The sequence below is a fragment of the Acinetobacter sp. ANC 4805 genome, from assembly GCF_022549495.1.
In the GTDB taxonomy this organism is placed as follows: domain Bacteria; phylum Pseudomonadota; class Gammaproteobacteria; order Pseudomonadales; family Moraxellaceae; genus Acinetobacter.
The window spans coordinates 85,002-103,349 of record NZ_JAKZGD010000001.1; the positions used below are offsets into that span (position 1 = coordinate 85,002).

Sequence of the window (18,348 nt, forward strand, 5' to 3'; positions counted from 1 at the left end):
GCAATACCCTTAAATTTGTAACGGTGAACCGTTTTGTTGTTATGACAGGCTTATTACAAAGATTAATTATGACAATATCATTGCAAAAGAGTGAATAAAGTCGAATTTAGCAATAAATTGTGACAATTCTGGGGCAAAGCAGTGACCAAATGATGACAAGTTGTTTGTAAATAAAACAAATAAATTCATTTGGTTAATACTGCTATCATCGTATACTTTTGTTTGTCACAAAACTGTAAAAGGATTTTAATTTTTTTGAGAAGTTGTTTCAATAAAGGATAAAAACACGGCGCAACAGGCAGATAATACATCTTCTAAGGGTTGTTTAAAACTTTCAGAAACCCAACGGATAATAATATGTGTCACATAACCATTTAAACCTGTTGCCATTAAAGAAACTTCCTCAGTACTTTGTGGCGCATTTGGCATGGTAATCATCACGAATGCCTGAATAATACGATCAAATTGGGTTAATGTTTCCTGAATCGTGGCTTGATTATGCAGGTCTTGAACCAACATGGCATCGATATAAATAATCCGAGCCATACGGGGATCATCTTTAATCGCATTGAGTAAAGCAGATAAACCCGCATTGACCATATTCTTGGGTTCGGGTGCAGCCATTAATACCGCTTGAGTTAAACAGTTTTGCATTTTGCCAATCATTCTTAAAAAAACTGTTTGGAACAGTTCCTCGCTTTTTTTAAACGATTCATAAAAATAACGTTCAGTCAGTTTTGCTTCATTACAAACATCTTTGACGGTGACAGAAAAAAAGCCATGTGTCCCATAGGTGGCGATACCTGCTTCAATGAGTTTTTCCCGACGTAATTCTTTACGTTCAGTTAAAGAGAGACCTTTAAACTGACGCTCTTTCGCTTCGGTATTATTTTTTTTACGTGTCGCTAGATCTTCAGTTGCCATTGAAAAAACCGTTCCCTAAAAAGTCTTTGAATCGTATATCTAAGATTTATTTGCATTTTAAACAGGTCTTACAGATTTAGAATAACTAAATTTCGTAAAACATGCCTGATCACACTTCAACATTTTAAGTCATAAAACGTAAATAGACCTAATATGACAAGCAATATGTTGGTTATTGCCATTTGTCTTAAAGCTGTAGTGTACTATATTGACAACATGTATTGTCAAAATTATATTGGTTACATCTTAAACGGCACATGATCTAGACAAATATGTGCATATCATTCGCAATACAAAGGATAGGCAATGAAAAATTTTAAAAATAAAGTCGCAGCGATCACAGGTGCAGGTTCTGGGATTGGACAACAATTGGCAATTTTATTGGCTAAACAAGGTTGCCATTTGTCATTGAGTGATATCAATGAGAAAGGATTGGCGCAAACTGTTGAGTTGGTAAAACAAAATCCCATCACTGTAACCACCAAAGTGCTTGATGTTTCAAACCGCGATGCGGTAAAGCAATGGGCGCAAGAAACCGTTCAAGATCATGGTTCTGTGAATATGATTTTCAATAACGCAGGTGTAGCGTTAGGTTCAACTGTTGAAGGTGCGAGCTATGAAGATTTAGAATGGATCGTGGGAATTAACTTCTGGGGCGTGGTTTACGGCACTAAAGAATTCTTACCATTCATTAAGCAAACCAAAGATGGTCACATCATCAATATCTCAAGTATTTTTGGTTTAACCTCACAGCCAACACAATCTGCTTATAATGCAACTAAATTTGCAGTCCGTGGCTTTACTGAATCATTACGCCAAGAGCTTGATATTGAAAAGAGTGGTGTAAGTTCACTGTGCGTACACCCAGGAGGTATTCGTACCAATATCGCAAAAGCTGCGAAAATGAACGATAGCCTAAAAAGCTTAGGTATGGACCCAAATAAATCAATCAAACAGTTTGATAAATTCTTACGTACGCCACCTGAAGAAGCTGCACGTCAGATTCTAAATGCTGTGTTGAAAGATAAACGCCGTCTGTTGATTGGAACAGATGCACGTATTGTGGATTCTTTTCAGCGTTTATTCCCAACGGGTTATCAACGCCTTGCTGCATTCGCAACTAAAATGATGTAAGTTTCCGTGATTGTAAAAAAGCCATTCTGATGAGAATGGCTTTTTTATTGAAATTGCGAATTGTTGCTTGTGCGAATTTTAGATTAGGACTTTGATCTTACCTTTCTTCCAAACGAACTGATAATAAGACGCTTGTAATACGCATAAGCAGACAAAAGAAAGCGCGTAAGCCGTCCAAATGCCCGTTAAGCCCCATAACGAGCTAAACCAATAGGCACAAGGAACTTCAATTAAAATAATGGTCAGAATATTGATCATCATCGGAACATTGACGGTTCCACTAGCACGCATAATTGAGGCAAAAATGGCACTCGCACCAAAGAATAAAAGCGACCACAATACGATGAATAAGAGCTGCTGCCCAAGTTCAATGACGCTGTGATCGGTAATAAATAACGCCATTAAATATTTGGAAAATAAGTAGGCTAAAGTGATCAAACTGCCTGTGAATATGACATTCATTCCCAAAGCGGTTCGTGTGACTTTGGCTAATAGTTCGGGTTTTCCAGCACCAATTGCTTGAGCAGCAAAAATAGAAGCCGCAATTGAAATAGAGAGGGCAGGAAACTGAATATAGTTGAGTACTTGGTTCACTGCACCATACGCTGCGGTCGCATGCGCACCATAGTGATTAACCAAACCAATAATAACTAAGCCTGCCAATGAGGTCGTCACCATTTGGATACCTGTTGGGATACCAAGCTTTAAGATCAGTTTGCTTAGGTTGCTATCGTGACGAATACTTTTCAATAGACGGGCATCTATTTTCAGTGGATGGTTCTTATAATTGAGATAGAAGCTTAGAAAAATAAGGACTGCGGCATATCCCATAATAGTTGCCACCGCAGGCGCAACAATGCCCAAAGCAGGAAAACCAAAATAACCTTTGAGTAAGACAGGTGTGACGGCTAATCCAATCAGGCTGGTTAGACTCAAGGCAATCAGAGGGGTAACGCTATCGCCTACACCACGTAAAATCGAAGTATAAATAATATAGACAAACAGTAATGGACTACCCACCAGCATCCATCGAACATAGGGCAAAGAGAGGTGCATGACTTTAGGATCTGTGCCCAGTAATTTCAAAATATGTTCAGCAAAGCCCCAACCTAAAACGGCAATGATGCTACCACCAATCAGGGTCATAAATAGGGTAGAACCAATGACACTCCGTACTTTTTCAAGGTTTTGCGCACCCCATGCCTGTCCAATCAGCACAGTCGTTCCTGCTGAAATACCGATGACAAATGCCAATAAAAAGAAAAGAATGGGAAAGAAGACGGAGACCGCAGCAATCGCATCTACTCCCATCATTTGACCGACAAAGATGGTATTAATCGTTCCTGATAAGTTCTGTAAAATATTTGTGGCAATCAAGGGAACCAGAAAAACAAAAAATGTTTTCCATAGATTGGGTTGCATCACCAAAGGTTGGCGTGGTGTCATTCTATTTCCTTCACGCTTCATCCAGAAACGTTTCTATTTTTTCCACCATACCATCATCGGTCATATTGACGTCATGATTGTTCGGTTTATTTTTGTTGATCAACACTGTGCAAGGATTGCTCCTGCACGTTGTAAAGTCTGATCAGTTTTGGCAAAGCAGAATCGAATCAGACGAAGCGATTTAGGGGCTTGTTGATAAAATACGGAAATTGGAATCGCAACAATTTTGTGCTGCTCGGCAAGGAATTGGCACATGTCGATATCATTGAGGTCAGGGCGAATCGCACTGTAATCGAGATTTTGGAAATAGGTGCCTTGTGATGGAATAAATTGGAAACGTGAATTTTGGATTTGGGTATTAAAAAGATCCCGTTTTGCCTGATAAAAATGTGGGAGTTCCTGAACGTGCTCAGGATGCTGCTGCATATAGTGCGCTAAGGCAACTTGGCAAGGTGTGGTGCCGCAGAAATTGGCAAATTGATAAATCTGACGGAACAGATGCATCAAATGCGGAGTTGCAACACAATAGCCAGTTTTCCAACCTGTAACATGATAACTTTTGCCAAAAGAACCAATCACATAACTACGTTCACGTAATTCTGGAAATTGCAGTGCGCTATAGTGCTTTTGCCCGTCAAAAACCAAATGTTCGTATACTTCATCTGACAGCACCACAATATTTTTATCTTGAATGAGTTCAATCAGTTGGCGCCAGTCTTGTTCTGACCAAATCGCTCCTGTTGGGTTATGTGGTGTATTGACGATAATCATGCGAGTTTTTGCATTGATACAATCTTTGACCTTTTGCCAATTCACCTGAAATGTTGGCGCTTCTAAATGAATATGAACTGATTTTCCCCCTGCCAGTTGTACCGCAGGGGCATAGCTGTCATAGCTCGGGTCAAAAATAATGACTTCATCATCTGCATGGATACAGGCTTGAATGGCACAAAAAATCGCAATGGTTGCGCCAGGGGTAATGGTAATTTCAGTGACAGGATCGAGTTGCAGTTGGTCTCGCTGTAAAAATTGCTTTGCCAATTGTTCTCTTAATGCCAACACACCATCACCCGCAGGGTACTGGTTATAACCTGAAAGCGTGGCTTGGCTAAGGGCTTCGAGTAGTGCAGGCGGAGCAGGGAAATCGGGAAAGCCTTGTGATAGATTCAGTGCATTCAGTCGTTGTGCAAGTTCAGTCATCACGCTAAAAATGGTCACGCCTTGGCTTGGGAGTTTTGACTGGAGCTGCAACATTGTGGTTAACCTAATTCCATTTTATTTTGAGGTGATTGTAGCGATAAAGAGGGGCTTTTTCCAAATTCTCGATTTCTAAATAAAAAGAGATACGTCTCTCTTGTTCGTTTGGAGAATGTGTTTCCCATCAAGAGAAATAATGGAATTGTGTCCTAATAAGAATAATACTGACAGAATTGGTCATTTTTGACTTAAAAATATCAAATTAATTTTTAATTTTCAATTACATAATATGCTTTTATTTTTTTTATTAAGCGATATAATTTATAGGTGGTGATTAAAATAAATACAAATTTCTGTGAAATGGGACATTAAGTAATGGACAGTTTCGATCTAAAAATACGCTATCCACATCATATTAATTTAAAAGATGTAGAGCAGCTTGAAGCACTGAATACCATTGAGATATTAACTCGCTTTGATAAAATGGGTTGGAAAAAACAATTAAGCCGTTGGTTACAACTCAATGGTGCAAATCCGACGTTTACAATTACAGATGAAAACAAGGAACGAACGATAGAAATTGTCTTGAATCCTTATGGGTCTGCTCAAGAACTTAAATTTATCGTGAAGACTAATATTCCAGTGGTTATTGCTAAAAAGCAAATCTTTGGATTAATTACGCTGCAGGCAAAAGAAAAGATTCATTTTGATCAACTTTCATTAGTGCAAGTGAAAACTTATCTGACTGCATTTTTAAAGCAAGATACAGATGCTTTGACTCGTTATTATCAAGAAAGTAAATACATGGTTTGATCTACAGGGAGTGAAATGATAGATCTCTAAATCGGATGGTATTCGTATTGGGGCTTATTTTATTTCAATTCAGTGATCATAAAGACGGCAAAACATCACGGTTTTACCGTCTTTAATCACATCACTTACAAAACATTTTCAACAATTGCACGAATCACACCGAGGGCTAAACCAATAAACGCACCCACGATGACGCCATTGACGCGGATCATATGCAAATCACCACCAACTTCACTTTCGATTTTGGCAATCATTTCACGCGAATCCCATTCATGGATACGCTCACTGATATAGCGAATAATCTTATCGCTGTATTGCTCACTAAAATTGGTTGCTAAGCCAACCATTTTCTCATTCAAGACTTGGCGCACTTTTTCATTTTGAATCAAGCTTTCACCCAACTGTTGAATTGCGACTTGTAAGTTGGTGGCAATGCCTGAATCTTCTTGCATTAAATCAGTTTTAATCGCATCACATAAAATCGCCACTGCACCACTGATAAAGTTTAGTACTTGTGGGCTATCGAGCAGCGCATCTTTTCCACTGTTTAAACGTTGACTGGCATCACTGTCTGTATCTGCCAGTTGTAACATCAGTGCATGCGTGGTTGCTTCAATGTCCTGTCGCCATGGATGTTCAGGGTTGGCTAACATTGATTCAACTTTTTCGATCAATGAATCAATGGTACGTTGTTGTACATCAATTCCAATCCAACTTGCGCCTTTAGCAAGTTTCCAAACACCTAATTCTTGGAACAGTTTACGGGAAAGATCACGTGCTTCTTCAGGGTGAGATACCATCCATTCATGCGCAAGATCCAGCCCACGTTGTAGCACATCTTGATGGAAATCATTTTCCAAAACAGCACGTAACATTTCACTGGCGAGTTTATTGACTTTAGTGCTGCGGACCCATTGCACACTATTGTTTTGTACGAAATGGGCAATTTGGTCTTGGCTTACAAATTCAAAGATCTTCGGTACAGTGTGTTGAATCATCTGTACCACTTGCTTATTGTTTTTTGGATTGGCTAACCATTGACCCACTGCCAAGCTGATGTCGGTATTTTGTAAACTGCGTTCAACGATCTGTGGTGATAAAAAATTCTCTTGTACAAAGCGTCCCATAGATTCAGCAATACGTGCTTTATTTCGGGGAATAATTTCGGTGTGGTCACGCAATAGTTTTGGTAAAGGCATTTTCCCGAAAGGGTTGCGAAAGAGTACAGTTACCGCATACCAATCGGCTAAGCCACCGACCACGCCTGCTTCTGCACCGAGCATCAAGATGTGGATGACCCATTTATATTCAGGTAGAAAATGTGCCACGACCATTAATCCAATCCATGCCACCACAGCAATAATCAATGCCATTGTGGCGAAGTATTTACTTCTTTGTAGACTCGGTACGTGAATTTCTTCGACTGAATTCATTAAGTCATCCTTATCAATTTACTTTTTGTTTTGAGGTGGTGCAGGGGGTTGCAACACGTCTCCTGTTGGACTTAAACCATATTTCTGCCCTAATGATTGCAAAATGAGTTGTGCATCAAAAGCATCAGGGGATTGCTGTTGTGTCTGAAAACACTCAATAGTATACGACACTTGGATTGGATCAAGATTGACCACTTGTGGCATATCATAGAATGGATCGGGCCAAAAGGCAGGGTGACGACGGTAGTAGCCATATGGGTAATACGATGGGGTTGAGTAAATCACGGCTTGGCGTTGCGTTTTATGTCGTGCGTTACTTGGGTCATCGACCACCGTAAAATAACGGAAACCATTTTTTATCGTGGTTTGTGCAGCTTTGAGTAAAGTAATTTCCTCTGCTGTACCATAACTCAAATTATTATCTGCTTGGAAACCAATGCGGTAAGTTTTGTTATTTAATGGATAAGCGGTGAATTGACCCAGTTGATCGAAGGTTTTGGGTTTAGATGGAACGGTTGCACAGCCTGTGAATGTCAATGCAACAAGGAGGGGCGTGTAGATTAATAAAGCTTTCATCTGCAATTCCTATGGTCAAAGTCGTGGGAGATGAGCGACTTAAAAGCTGCTATTCGGTTGTGTTAAAAATGCTAGTTCTTCGGGGGTTGAGACGCGCCCTAATAGTGCATTGCGATGTGGGTAGCGTCCAAAACGGTCGATAATGACTTTATGTTTTTTCTCGAAATTTAAGTTAATTTCGTTGCCCAAGCGTTGAAATAGTTTCAAGGCAAACTCATGTATCAGCTTAGATTCACTATGCATAAATGGCATATACAAAAATGCGCATTGTTCAGGGCTAAGTTGAGCATCGAGTTGTAAGCTAATCGCTTCTTGAGCCAATATCAACGCCATATTGTCATAGGCAAAGGCTTGTGGCTGATCGCGGTATAAGTTACGAGAAAATTGATCTAATACGATAATTTCAGCTAAACGACCTTCGGGTGTCTGTCGCCAAGACCAAAGTTCAGTTTGGGTTGCTTGATGGTGAATTATTTGAAATTGATCGCGAATTTTTGCATCAAATTCATCACTTTTGGCAAACCAAAGCGAGTGATGCTCAGGGTCAAACCAGAAATTAATAATGTCCTGCGCTTGCATAGTTCAGTATCCATCGGAAGATTTATTTTTTAATAAAATCACAATTTCAGCATGTCTTATGTAATAAGATTGTGATAAAAATTGCCAAACTAAATCAGATGACTAGATCACAATTGTCGTTATAATTGGCGGAATAACCGAGTCGCGACCATTGATGTGGTTGGCTGATCTTAAATAAGCGAGCATATAAATTATGAATCAACCCAGCATACTTTCTTCCTTTGTGATACCGACTTGGGTAGATGCTTCGCTATTAAAAGGAATGTTACGCGGTATTGAACGCGAAAGTTTACGTATGCAAAGCAATGGATTTTTATCACAAAAAAATCATCCAGATGCGTTGGGTTCTGCACTGACACATCCGCATATCACGACAGATTATTCAGAAGCGTTGATGGAGTTTATTACCACACCGAAAACAACCATCGCAGCTGCATTAGATGAATTAAGAGATATCCATAGCGTGGTGCATCAGCAGCTAGAAGAGGGCGAAAGACTTTGGCCTCTTTCTATGCCGTGTATGTTGGATGATAACGAAGAGAATATCCGATTAGCACAGTATGGTAGATCTAATATTGGTCGCTTTAAAACCTTATATCGTCATGGTTTAGGTGTGCGCTATGGTCGCCGTATGCAAACCATTTCGGGTGTGCATTACAATTTATCTTTTCCTGATCAATTGTTTGCAGTATTGCAACAACATGAAACCAAGCCTGAATTAAAACAACTCAGTTTGCAGGATTATCGTAGCCATCGTTATTTTGGTTTGATTCGAAACTTTATTCGTTTGATCCCTTTAGTGATGTATATGTTGGGTGCAAGCCCATCTGTCTGTCGTTGCTTTTTAACAGGGCGTGAGCATCACTTGCAGCCGTTGGTTAAAGGAACTTTATATTTACCAGAAGCGACTGCATTGCGAATGGGACGTTTGGGCTATCAAAACTCAGCACAAAAAGAATTGGGCATTCATTACAACGATCTACACGATTATCTCGATGGATTACAAAAAGCGGTGCATACGCCTTATCCTGAATTTACCGATTTAGGTCTCAATGATGCACAGGGTGAACCGATTCAGATCAATGATCATGTGCTTCAAATCGAAAATGAATACTACAGTCTAGTTCGTCCAAAGCAAGTGCCACAAGCGGGCGAAACTCCATCACAAGCATTGAAAAATCGTGGTGTGGGCTATGTGGAATTACGTGCAGTCGATGTCAATCCCTATAGTGCGATTGGGATTGATGAAATCTCGGCAGGTTTCCTTGAAAGTTTAGCATTGTATTGTTTATTACAAGACAGTCCTGATTTGTTTGCAGAAGAACAAGAGCAAATTGATCATAATCAAACTGAAGTGGTCAATCGCGGACGTGCAGCAGATGCCAAAATTCAAGATGGTCAAACCACAGTTTCACTTCAAGATTGGGCACAACGTCATTTAAATGCGATTCAGGACTGTGCCATTTTGTTAGATCAAATGGATGGTTCCGCGTTATATCGTGAGGCGATCCAAGTAATGCAACATCGTTTGGATCATGTTGAAAATACGCTTTCAGCACACGTGATTAAAGACACTTTGGATAATGGTGGGACATGGAGCTTTGGGAGTGTCATGGCTCAACAGCATGTCAATCGTTATGAGCAACATCAGTTAAGTGCAGAAAGAGAACAATATTTCGCACAATTAGCGCAAACATCGTTGCAAAAACAAGTGCAACTTGAACAAGATAACGACATGAGTTTTGAACAATATCTTGCACAATATCGCTAAAATTTTAGAGGGCTTCCCATGCGATGGAATTACCGCTTAGTTAGTGCATTACTGGTACTGACAAGTATTATTGGTATCTCGTTTGCGTTGTATTTAGAACATGTACAAGGTTTGGAGCCTTGTCCACTGTGTATTTTTCAACGTATTGGCTTAATTGGAATGGGATTGATTGGGTTAGTTGCATTTATTCATAATCCGATTTCAAATGGTTTTAAATGTTTTTATGCACTATTAGCAACTTTATCCATCGGTTGGTCGGTTGGGGTTGCAGCCCGCCATGTTTGGCTACAACATTTGCCACCCGATAAAGTACCAAGTTGCGGCCCTGGTTTGGATTATTTGGTCGATGCATTACCCATGAAAGCGGTATTCCAAGAAGTTCTTTCAGGTTCAGGTGAATGTGCTGCAATTGATTGGACGTTCTTAGGTCAATCCTTGCCAGTATGGTCGTTGCTTTATTTCAGCTTGATCTTATTGGTTTGTTTATGGCAGCTTTTTAGAAATTATAAGGTCGCTAAATAAGAAAAAAGAAAAGCCAACGTGAGTTGGCTTTTTTGTCGCATGAAGAATACGGATTAGGTTTCTACAATGCCATCTAAGTCATCAAAAGTATAATTATTTGGGACATTGATCAGATGTGTTTGAATACCATCTTCAACCACTTCATCGACTTCAGGGTATAACCAACGGGTAATCTGCTCTGCCACACTAGAATGGTACTGAATTTCAAAATGATTCAGTCCATAGAAGACAGCTTTATGTGTATCAGGTAGTTTTAATTGAAAGCGTGGGTTTGGATGTTCCCCTAAGGCACTTTTTACACTGACCAGATAATCACCAATGACAGAGAGTGCTTTATTACGCAATTTCTCAAATTCTAAAGTACCTGCAATCAAGAACGTATTGATATGTGAGGGCAATGGTGCCGGTTTACGATTGTCATCAGCAAAGCCAATACGCGCATCATTATGTTCCCAATCATCATCTCGAACACTGCCATGACGCAAATCTAAAATACCATTACTACGAATGTTGACCAACTGGCCAATTAAGTTAATAAAAGGGAAAGCACCAAGCTTATCTTGCAAAATAAAGCCAAAACGCTCTAAAACAGCACCATGATGTGGTGAACCAATACAGACTAAGTTCTCAACCATGTGTACCCATTGGTAGAGATTTTGTTTGCCATAAAATAGGGCGCTACGAGAGACCAAGCCACCCATACTATGCCCAATCAAATCGATACTGGTGATTCGTGGATTCCGTTGAACTAAATCCTCAAGCACATTGGCATAACTACGGCCATTGGCTGAAATACGTCGCCCTGTATTGTAATTGAGGTATAACATGGTGTTGTTATCACGTTGTGCCAGTAAACGTTCGCCAATTCCACCATAGCGATGATTTGACCATGTGAGGTGATTCATACATAAGCCATGCGCTAAAATGACGACACGCCCTGTAAGCTCACCTTTTTGTACCGATCCATAGTGATCGTAAAGCACCATTGGTAATGCAAGAGGATTGTGTTGCTTTAAGAAAAAATCTCCAAAAATCCCATTTAATGCGCCGACTACAAAATGTAATGTCGGTGTGAGCGGCTTGTCATGTAAGACTGGGAATTTTTCAATGATACGGCGCAGATTTGGTGCGAGAAAACTACTCCCATATTTTTGCAAGGTGTCATAGGAGAATTGATAAAATGTCTGCAATTGTGGAAGTTTCTGTAATTTTTTGGCTTTTTGTGCACTTAAACCGAGTGTTGTCCTTAACACTTCAGTTTGTACCAATTGCACCAATTCGTGTACTCCGCTTAAGCTCGTGCTCACGACTTGTGCTAAACCTTCCAAAACATCTGCCTGACTTGGGGGGGTACTGTCCCACTTACAGTAGGTTTCGTGCAGAGGTGTTAAACTTGGCATATTGATTTCCCCATCCTTGTATATACCGAAGGGTTGAAGTAATTAACTTAACATTGTTTAGGTAAACTACAACAAACGCTTACATCTTATGTGTTTCATAAGTAATTTTTTTAGAATACTGATGAACGGAGTATAGAATCGTTTTTTGTGTCAGACAATTTTAAGCTTAAATGTAATTTATATTGTTATTTAATTATCCATTGATTGAAATAATGTGATTTATTCCACTATAAGTCAAGCTCTTGACCATTAATGGTGCGTATGCAAATTATTTATTTACATGGTTTTCGAAGTGGCCCGATGTCTAAAAAGGGGCAACAGTTGAAACAATATTGTGCAAACTACAATCTAGCACAGGTGCATTTACCTGACTTAAATCAGCCGCCAGCGCAAGTCATCCAGCAACTCTCTCAACTTATCAAAAATTTATCACACGATAAAGTTGTTTTAGTGGGAAGCAGTTTAGGTGGTTTCTATACGACATATCTTGTCGCAAAATATGCTTGTGCTGCTGTACTGATTAATCCTGCTATGCAACCATGGCAACTATTCGAAGATTTATTTGGAATTGAACAAATCCCACTCAAAGTCACGGAATCATGGACGCTTGATGCTGATCAATTGCAGCAATTACAATCAATTGCTGAGACGAAGTTACAGCATGCTGATAAAATTCTCGTACTATTGCAACAAGGCGACGAAGTCTTGGATTATCGTCAGGCACAACGTTATTATAGTGCGACACATCGATCTTCATTGATTTTAACCGACGCTGGTGGTAATCATGCAATGGATGATTTTGAAGAAAAATTACCCTTCATACTCGAATTTTTATCGACAGCCATCTAATAAGGAAGTCAGACCCAGTGACACAATACACGGCACAATCCCTTGAAGTTCTTTCTGGTTTAGATCCTGTTCGTCGTCGTCCCGGTATGTATACCGATACTTCACGCCCAAACCATTTGGCGCAAGAGGTGATTGATAATGCGGTCGATGAAGCACTTGCAGGACATGCCAATCAAATTTGTGTCACCGTGTATGAAGATGGTTCATTATCTGTAGAAGACAATGGACGTGGTATGCCTGTCGATATTCACCCTGAGTATGGGCAAAGTGGTATTGAAATTATTTTGACCAAGTTACATGCAGGCGGAAAATTCAGTACCGATAATTATCAGTTCTCAGGCGGTTTACACGGTGTCGGGATCTCCGTTGTGAATGCTTTATCAACACGTGTTGAAGTTGCGGTACAACGTCAGGGTAATCTGTATCAGATGGCGTTTGAGCAAGGTGAGCCGGTTGCGCCTTTGTCGGTCTTAGAAGGTAAAGTGGCGAAACGTGCCACAGGAACAACGGTGCGTTTTTGGCCTGAAACCAAATACTTTGATAGTCCCAAATTTGCACTCAAAGCACTGAAACATAATCTAAAAGCCAAAGCTGTCTTAGCAGCGGGCTTAAAAATTATCTATGACGATAAAATCAATAAAGAAAAGATTGAATGGCAGTTTGAAAATGGTCTCGTCGACTATTTAATGGATGAGCTAGAAAATCGAGAAATTTTACCTGATCCTGCTTTTGTCAGTAGCGGGCAAGCGGATCGGGCTGCCTGTGAATTTGCAATTTGTTGGAATGTTGAAGGTGGCGAACAAATTCAAGAAAGTTACGTCAATTTGATTCCAACCGCGCAAGGTGGAACGCATGTGAATGGTTTACGTTCGGGTGTCACAGAGGCTTTACGTGAATTTTGTGAATTACGTAATTTATTGCCACGGAACATGAAACTTTCAGCCGAAGATGTCTGGGATGGTGTCAATTTTATTTTATCGCTGAAATTTCAAGAGCCTCAATTCTCAGGGCAAACCAAAGAACGTTTATCTAGTCGTGAAGCCTCTAATATTGTGCTGAATATTGCCAAAGATGCCTTTGCCTTATGGTTAAACCAACATGCTGAGATTGCAACGCAGTTAGCTGAAATGGCAATTGCCAAAGCTGGACGTCGCTTAAAAGCAGCAAAAAAAGTGGAACGTAAAAAGATTGTCTCAGGGCCTGCATTACCTGGAAAACTTGCTGATTGTGTGGGCTTGACTCGTGAAGACAGCGAATTATTTATTGTCGAAGGAGACTCTGCGGGCGGAAGTGCCAAGCAAGCACGCGATAAGAATTTCCAAGCGATTATGCCGATTCGAGGCAAAATTCTAAACACATGGGAAGTTTCTTCGGACGAAGTATTGGCTTCGCAAGAAGTACATGACATCGCGATTGCCATTGGGGTTGATCCAGGTAGTGATGATCTGTCTGAATTGCGTTATGGCAAAGTCTGTATCCTTGCCGATGCGGACTCGGATGGTTTGCATATTGCGACCTTACTTTGTGCGCTATTTGTGAAACATTTCCCTGCTTTGGTTGAAGATGGTCATCTGTTTGTGGCAATGCCACCGCTTTATCGAATTGATATTGGTAAAGATGTGCATTATGCGCTTGATGATGATGAGCTAGAGACGATTCTGAAAAAAGTGAAAGGGAATAAGAATCCACAAATCACTCGATTTAAAGGATTGGGTGAGATGAATGCCAGTCAATTGCGTGAAACCACGATGGATCCCAATACGCGTCGATTAGTGCAATTAGATTTGGATGATGCACATTTTACCGCAGGTTTGTTGGATAAACTGCTCGCCAAAAAACGTTCTGCTGACCGTAAATCATGGTTAGAACAGAAGGGTAATTTAGCGGATATTAGCGTTTAAATTCTTCACTCAGTATCTAGCGTTCGACTGTTATCACAGCCAAGTGCATACTTGGCTGTTGACTGTATCAAATGCAGTCTGACATGGCGACACTGATGTCACCTGTTTTGATCGTAAGTGTTGAATAAATATATAATTTATTTATCTAACTGATAAGTTTCTAAGCTTGGTATTTTATTAAGTTTAGATCATTTATTCTCCACTTTATAGTAAGTGCCACCTGCATAGACATTGTGTCCAAAGCCACACGAGGACTCACCATCCTTCTGTTCAACCTCAATCTTTTGACCATTTTGCGCATCATTGACAAATTGAAGCTTGATTTGACAGTCTTCATAACGGTAGCTTGTTTGTTTTGCAGTGATCGGCATCGTGGTTTCAAACTGTCCCATATTTGGACCATAGATCAAACCTCGAATCCCAAAGTAATAACCGTCAAAAGCAACCTGATATTTATTTTGCTTTTTGCTGACCTTGATGTAATCCCACTGTCCAAAGCCATTGGCTCGAACATAAGTCCCTTGTAAATCCGTAGATACTTTTGGCTTGGGCAATTGTTTTAAGTTGTATTGGCTGGTTTTAGAGTCTTTATCTTTTAAAAACCAGACTCTTGCCCATTGAGGTTTGCCTAGTTTGGCGTAGCTGAGACCGACATTATTATTCGCAATTTCAATCTCTCGGTCAGTAACTTTGATACCACTTTCTTCTGCGTTCATTTGGCAGAATTGCGCCCATGCTGCCTGATCTTCAAATTGTTTCGCAGCTTGAGCATATTGCTTTTGGTCGTAAAACTTTTTACCTGTTTGGGCATATTGTTTTACTTTGCTACAGCCTTGTTGTAACTCTTGTTCAAACGATAATTCAGCGAAACTACTGCTTGATAGAATTACGGTAGCCGTAATCATACTGAGTTGAGATATTTTAATCATTTTCAATATTTTAAAAGTTTTAAGGTGTTTATTCTAACCAATAAATCGAAATTCATGCTGTGATTGAATTGTTAGCTTGAGAGTTGTAGTTGCATCCATACGACATCGCGCCACTGCCCAAATTTCTGTCCAACCTGTGGCATATAACCTGTTTGTACAAAACCCAATTGTTCATGCAGCACAATCGAGCCTGTATTCTCACTATCAATGGCAGCAATCATCATATGCATGTGTTGTTGGGTCGCAAGATGAATGAGTTGTTGCATCAGCGCTTTGCCTAGACCTTGACGTGCATACTGCGGATCAACAAAGACAGAATGTTCGATGCTTTGACGATAACCGCTAATATTACGGAATGTTGAATAATACGCATAACCTGCAATTTTATTATTTTGCTGATCTTCGACCACGATCATGGGGAAGTGTTGTTGTTGCATGTCCTGAAAACGTTGTTGATATTGCGCTAAAGTAACGGCCTGATCATTCCAGTTGGCTGTACCTGTGAGGATTTCATAATTATAAATGGCGAGAATCTGTTCCAAATCATCCATCATCGCAAAACGAATTTGATAAGGCGAATTCAGAGAATGTACTGCAAGCTTAAGATCGAATGACATGAGGAAATAAAAGAAAGTTCACATATCCTGAATATGCGTGATTGCAAAAAAAACAGCAAGACGGAGCTTGCTGTTTTTAAACAGATTGACTGCTTAGAAATGGTATTTTACTAAAGCGCTGACATTGTTTTCGTCGCTGCCTTTAATACCAAACTTGTTATTCCAAACAGAATGTTCAATACCGAGGTATAAACGTGTTTCAGGTGAAATATGTTTACCGACATTCCACTTATATTGTGTGGTCCAGTTGAGTTCACTCGCATGATCTTTTTCTGCTGTAGACCAGTCAAGGAAACCATCAACCACAAAATCTTCTGTAGAGACTTTAAATGGCAACGCATAAGCGATGGTCATTTGATAGTCATCAGCCGTTTTTTCATTATTGGCACGGTAGAAATTCACGTTTGCATATTGGAAATATGGAATCGCGAGATCAAAACCTACGCCATATAAGAAATTGTCGAAACTAGAGAGGTCATCATTATTGCCTTCCCACGTCGTTGAGATCAACACATCTTTGACTGGACCAAAAGCAAGTTTTTGACCTGAAATTTCACCCAAGCTTAAACGTGGAGAAAGTTCGAAATAGGTACTTTTATGATCGTCACCACCGCGCATGCGATCCATAAAGAAAAAGACATCGGCATATTTCACTTTAGCAGCATATTCAACCGTTAAAGTCGTTTGTTTTTCGTCGACAACTTCGTAGTTTTCACCGTATAAACCTGTGAGGCTAAAATCTTGCCAAATAGGCTTTGCCTGAACGAAAGCTGCTGTAGATACCAATAAACAAGTCGCTGCAAGTTGCTTCAATTGCATTTAAAAAAATCCCCCAAAAATGGCGTGTAAAGCATACAAGGAATTAAGCAAAAATAAAGCCAAATTTGACCAAATGCTCAAAAGAATTGGGTTGAGCCGATCAAAAGAAAAAAGTTCATGAATTTAAAAATCTTTTTGATCAAGTTTTAATAAAAATGTCAAAAATCAGCTTGCATATTTGTTATGAAAGTCAGATATTGGAGTTATAGAAGATCTTCTTAATGACTGAAAAGCAACAGATGTAAGGCAAGGAGACTACACGCATTTACATAATCAAAATATACAACTGCACTGAATGAATGCATGCTCAAAGCGTGCTAAATAAAAAAGTTTCGTAGAACCGTCTCACAGAAAAGAGAGGAAGATATTTATGAATATTGAAATCCGTACAGATAAAAACATTCAAGGTAGCGAACGCTTAATCAGTTATATCCGTGCAGAACTTACGCAAGAATTTCAACGCTATAGCGAGCGTATTACACATTTTTCGGTTCATATTAGTGATGAAAATGGGGAGAAAACGGGCGATCATGATAAACGCTGTATGATCGAAGCTCGTCCAGCAGGTTTGAAGCCACTTGCCGTGACTCATAAAGCTGCGAATATCGATGCATCTATTCATGGTGCGATTGATAAACTAAAACGTAGTCTGGAACATTTATACGAGAAAAAAGAACATCATCGTGGTGGTTTACCAGAGTATGTTGACGTCGATGACGATGTAAAAATTGATGATGAAGCGTAAAATTAGCGCATAAAGAAAGCCCAATTGAGGGCTTTTTTTATGTGTGTATCAAATTTATACATGATTTTTAGATCGTTTTATAAAAACCTGTCGGGATATTCGGCATAATAGAAACATTCAATACAATGTGAGAATTGGTCATGTTAAGCAATCAGCAGCAAGCCTTGGTGCAAGCCATACAACAACTCGATTTAGACCAAGTGCAATCTTTACTTGCTGCAGGACTCGACCCTAACTTTATTGATCCTGAACATGGTTTTCCTGTATCTATTGTATGTGATGGTTTATTTGTGTGGTGGGAAAATGTGTGTGAAGCCTATGAAGCAGGCAAGCCATTCACTGACGTTGAAAAACAACAACAACTGCAAGTTTACCTACACATTTTAGATGCATTGATTCAAGCAAAAGCCAATTTACATTTATGGGATGCAGAAGAATTCTATGGCCCACTTTGGGATGCTGCTAGTGCAGCGTGTGTACCTGTTGTACAGCGTTTACTCGATGAAAAAGTAGATCCGAACACACGTGATGAAGAAGGTTTAACGATTTTATCTTCAATCAGTCAACTGTTTTTCGATTGTGATTTTGATGAGATTAATTGGTCAGAATCTTTACCAGAAGAACGTGAAACTCTCGAGTTATTACGCAGCCATGGTGCGAAAATGTCAAAAGAGCTAACGGTATAAGTTCAGC

18 protein-coding genes are annotated in these 18,348 nt (G+C 39.7%); 8 read left to right on the plus strand and 10 right to left on the minus strand.

Annotated features, from left to right (window positions below; translation table 11 throughout):
- Window positions 1-246: 246 nt before the first annotated feature.
- Window positions 247-924: a TetR/AcrR family transcriptional regulator gene (locus MMP60_RS00390; protein ID WP_241334476.1), complete on the minus strand. Its 678-nt coding sequence runs from the start codon at window positions 922-924 to the stop codon at window positions 247-249.
- 306 nt (window positions 925-1,230) lie between these two features.
- On the opposite strand from MMP60_RS00390, the gene MMP60_RS00395 reads away from it, so the two are divergent.
- The gene (locus tag MMP60_RS00395) at window positions 1,231-2,058 is read left to right on the plus strand and encodes an SDR family NAD(P)-dependent oxidoreductase (RefSeq protein WP_241334477.1); all 828 of its coding nucleotides are present in this window, start codon (window positions 1,231-1,233) and stop codon (window positions 2,056-2,058) included.
- A 78-nt stretch (window positions 2,059-2,136) separates the two neighbouring features.
- Here the strand turns inward: MMP60_RS00395 and MMP60_RS00400 are convergent, their stop codons facing one another.
- Both MMP60_RS00400 and MMP60_RS00405 read right to left on the minus strand, forming a co-directional pair.
- Window positions 2,137-3,504 carry an MATE family efflux transporter gene (locus tag MMP60_RS00400; RefSeq protein ID WP_241334478.1) on the minus strand — a complete coding sequence of 456 codons (1,368 nt, stop codon included), beginning with the start codon at window positions 3,502-3,504 and terminating at the stop codon, window positions 2,137-2,139.
- Between the two features lie 99 nt (window positions 3,505-3,603).
- Window positions 3,604-4,758: a methionine aminotransferase gene (locus tag MMP60_RS00405; protein ID WP_241334479.1), complete on the minus strand. Its 1,155-nt coding sequence runs from the start codon at window positions 4,756-4,758 to the stop codon at window positions 3,604-3,606.
- Between the two features lie 318 nt (window positions 4,759-5,076).
- Here MMP60_RS00405 and MMP60_RS00410 point away from each other — a divergent pair, with 318 nt between their 5' ends.
- Complete coding sequence (locus MMP60_RS00410) at window positions 5,077-5,514, plus strand: hypothetical protein (protein ID WP_241334480.1); 438 nt, start codon at window positions 5,077-5,079, stop codon at window positions 5,512-5,514.
- 125 nt (window positions 5,515-5,639) lie between these two features.
- On the opposite strand, the gene MMP60_RS00415 is transcribed toward MMP60_RS00410, so the two are convergent.
- Genes MMP60_RS00415 through MMP60_RS00425 form a run of 3 tightly spaced genes read right to left on the minus strand, consistent with a single transcriptional unit; the run spans window position 5,640 to window position 8,102 of the window.
- Window positions 5,640-6,947, minus strand: coding sequence for a DUF445 domain-containing protein (locus tag MMP60_RS00415; protein ID WP_241334481.1), 1,308 nt, complete (start codon window positions 6,945-6,947; stop codon window positions 5,640-5,642).
- Between the two features lie 18 nt (window positions 6,948-6,965).
- On the minus strand, window positions 6,966-7,523 hold the full coding sequence (locus MMP60_RS00420) for a hypothetical protein (RefSeq protein ID WP_241334482.1): 558 nt from the start codon (window positions 7,521-7,523) through the stop codon (window positions 6,966-6,968).
- Between the two features lie 39 nt (window positions 7,524-7,562).
- The gene (locus MMP60_RS00425; protein WP_241334483.1) at window positions 7,563-8,102 is read right to left on the minus strand and encodes a DUF924 family protein; all 540 of its coding nucleotides are present in this window, start codon (window positions 8,100-8,102) and stop codon (window positions 7,563-7,565) included.
- 193 nt (window positions 8,103-8,295) lie between these two features.
- Here MMP60_RS00425 and gshA point away from each other — a divergent pair, with 193 nt between their 5' ends.
- Together gshA and MMP60_RS00435 are read left to right on the plus strand one after the other, a co-directional pair.
- Window positions 8,296-9,873 carry a glutamate--cysteine ligase gene (gene gshA, locus MMP60_RS00430; protein WP_241334484.1) on the plus strand — a complete coding sequence of 526 codons (1,578 nt, stop codon included), beginning with the start codon at window positions 8,296-8,298 and terminating at the stop codon, window positions 9,871-9,873.
- 18 nt (window positions 9,874-9,891) lie between these two features.
- Entirely contained in the window at window positions 9,892-10,395 is a 504-nt protein-coding gene (locus MMP60_RS00435) for a disulfide bond formation protein B (protein WP_241334485.1), read from the plus strand.
- A gap of 53 nt (window positions 10,396-10,448) precedes the next feature.
- Here the strand turns inward: MMP60_RS00435 and MMP60_RS00440 are convergent, their stop codons facing one another.
- Entirely contained in the window at window positions 10,449-11,795 is a 1,347-nt protein-coding gene (locus MMP60_RS00440) for a GPI inositol-deacylase (protein WP_241334486.1), read from the minus strand.
- A gap of 261 nt (window positions 11,796-12,056) precedes the next feature.
- On the opposite strand from MMP60_RS00440, the gene MMP60_RS00445 reads away from it, so the two are divergent.
- Window positions 12,057-12,644, plus strand: a complete 588-nt coding sequence (locus tag MMP60_RS00445) for a YqiA/YcfP family alpha/beta fold hydrolase (RefSeq protein WP_241334487.1) — start codon at window positions 12,057-12,059, stop codon at window positions 12,642-12,644.
- A 17-nt stretch (window positions 12,645-12,661) separates the two neighbouring features.
- Entirely contained in the window at window positions 12,662-14,545 is a 1,884-nt protein-coding gene (gene parE / locus MMP60_RS00450; RefSeq protein WP_241334488.1) for a DNA topoisomerase IV subunit B, read from the plus strand.
- A gap of 188 nt (window positions 14,546-14,733) precedes the next feature.
- On the opposite strand, the gene MMP60_RS00455 is transcribed toward parE, so the two are convergent.
- From MMP60_RS00455 to MMP60_RS00465, 3 genes are all read right to left on the minus strand, one after another.
- A complete protein-coding gene (locus MMP60_RS00455; RefSeq protein ID WP_241334489.1) occupies window positions 14,734-15,474 on the minus strand; it encodes a hypothetical protein in 741 nt (246 codons plus the stop codon).
- Between the two features lie 71 nt (window positions 15,475-15,545).
- Window positions 15,546-16,091 (minus strand): GNAT family N-acetyltransferase, encoded by a 546-nt coding sequence (locus MMP60_RS00460; RefSeq protein WP_241334490.1) that lies wholly within the window; start codon window positions 16,089-16,091, stop codon window positions 15,546-15,548.
- A 93-nt stretch (window positions 16,092-16,184) separates the two neighbouring features.
- A complete protein-coding gene (locus tag MMP60_RS00465) occupies window positions 16,185-16,910 on the minus strand; it encodes an outer membrane protein OmpK (protein WP_241334491.1) in 726 nt (241 codons plus the stop codon).
- Between the two features lie 370 nt (window positions 16,911-17,280).
- Here MMP60_RS00465 and MMP60_RS00470 point away from each other — a divergent pair, with 370 nt between their 5' ends.
- Window positions 17,281-17,655 (plus strand): HPF/RaiA family ribosome-associated protein, encoded by a 375-nt coding sequence (locus MMP60_RS00470; RefSeq protein ID WP_241334492.1) that lies wholly within the window; start codon window positions 17,281-17,283, stop codon window positions 17,653-17,655.
- A gap of 140 nt (window positions 17,656-17,795) precedes the next feature.
- Complete coding sequence (locus tag MMP60_RS00475) at window positions 17,796-18,341, plus strand: ankyrin repeat domain-containing protein (protein ID WP_241334493.1); 546 nt, start codon at window positions 17,796-17,798, stop codon at window positions 18,339-18,341.
- The last annotated feature ends 7 nt before the right edge of the window (window positions 18,342-18,348 follow it).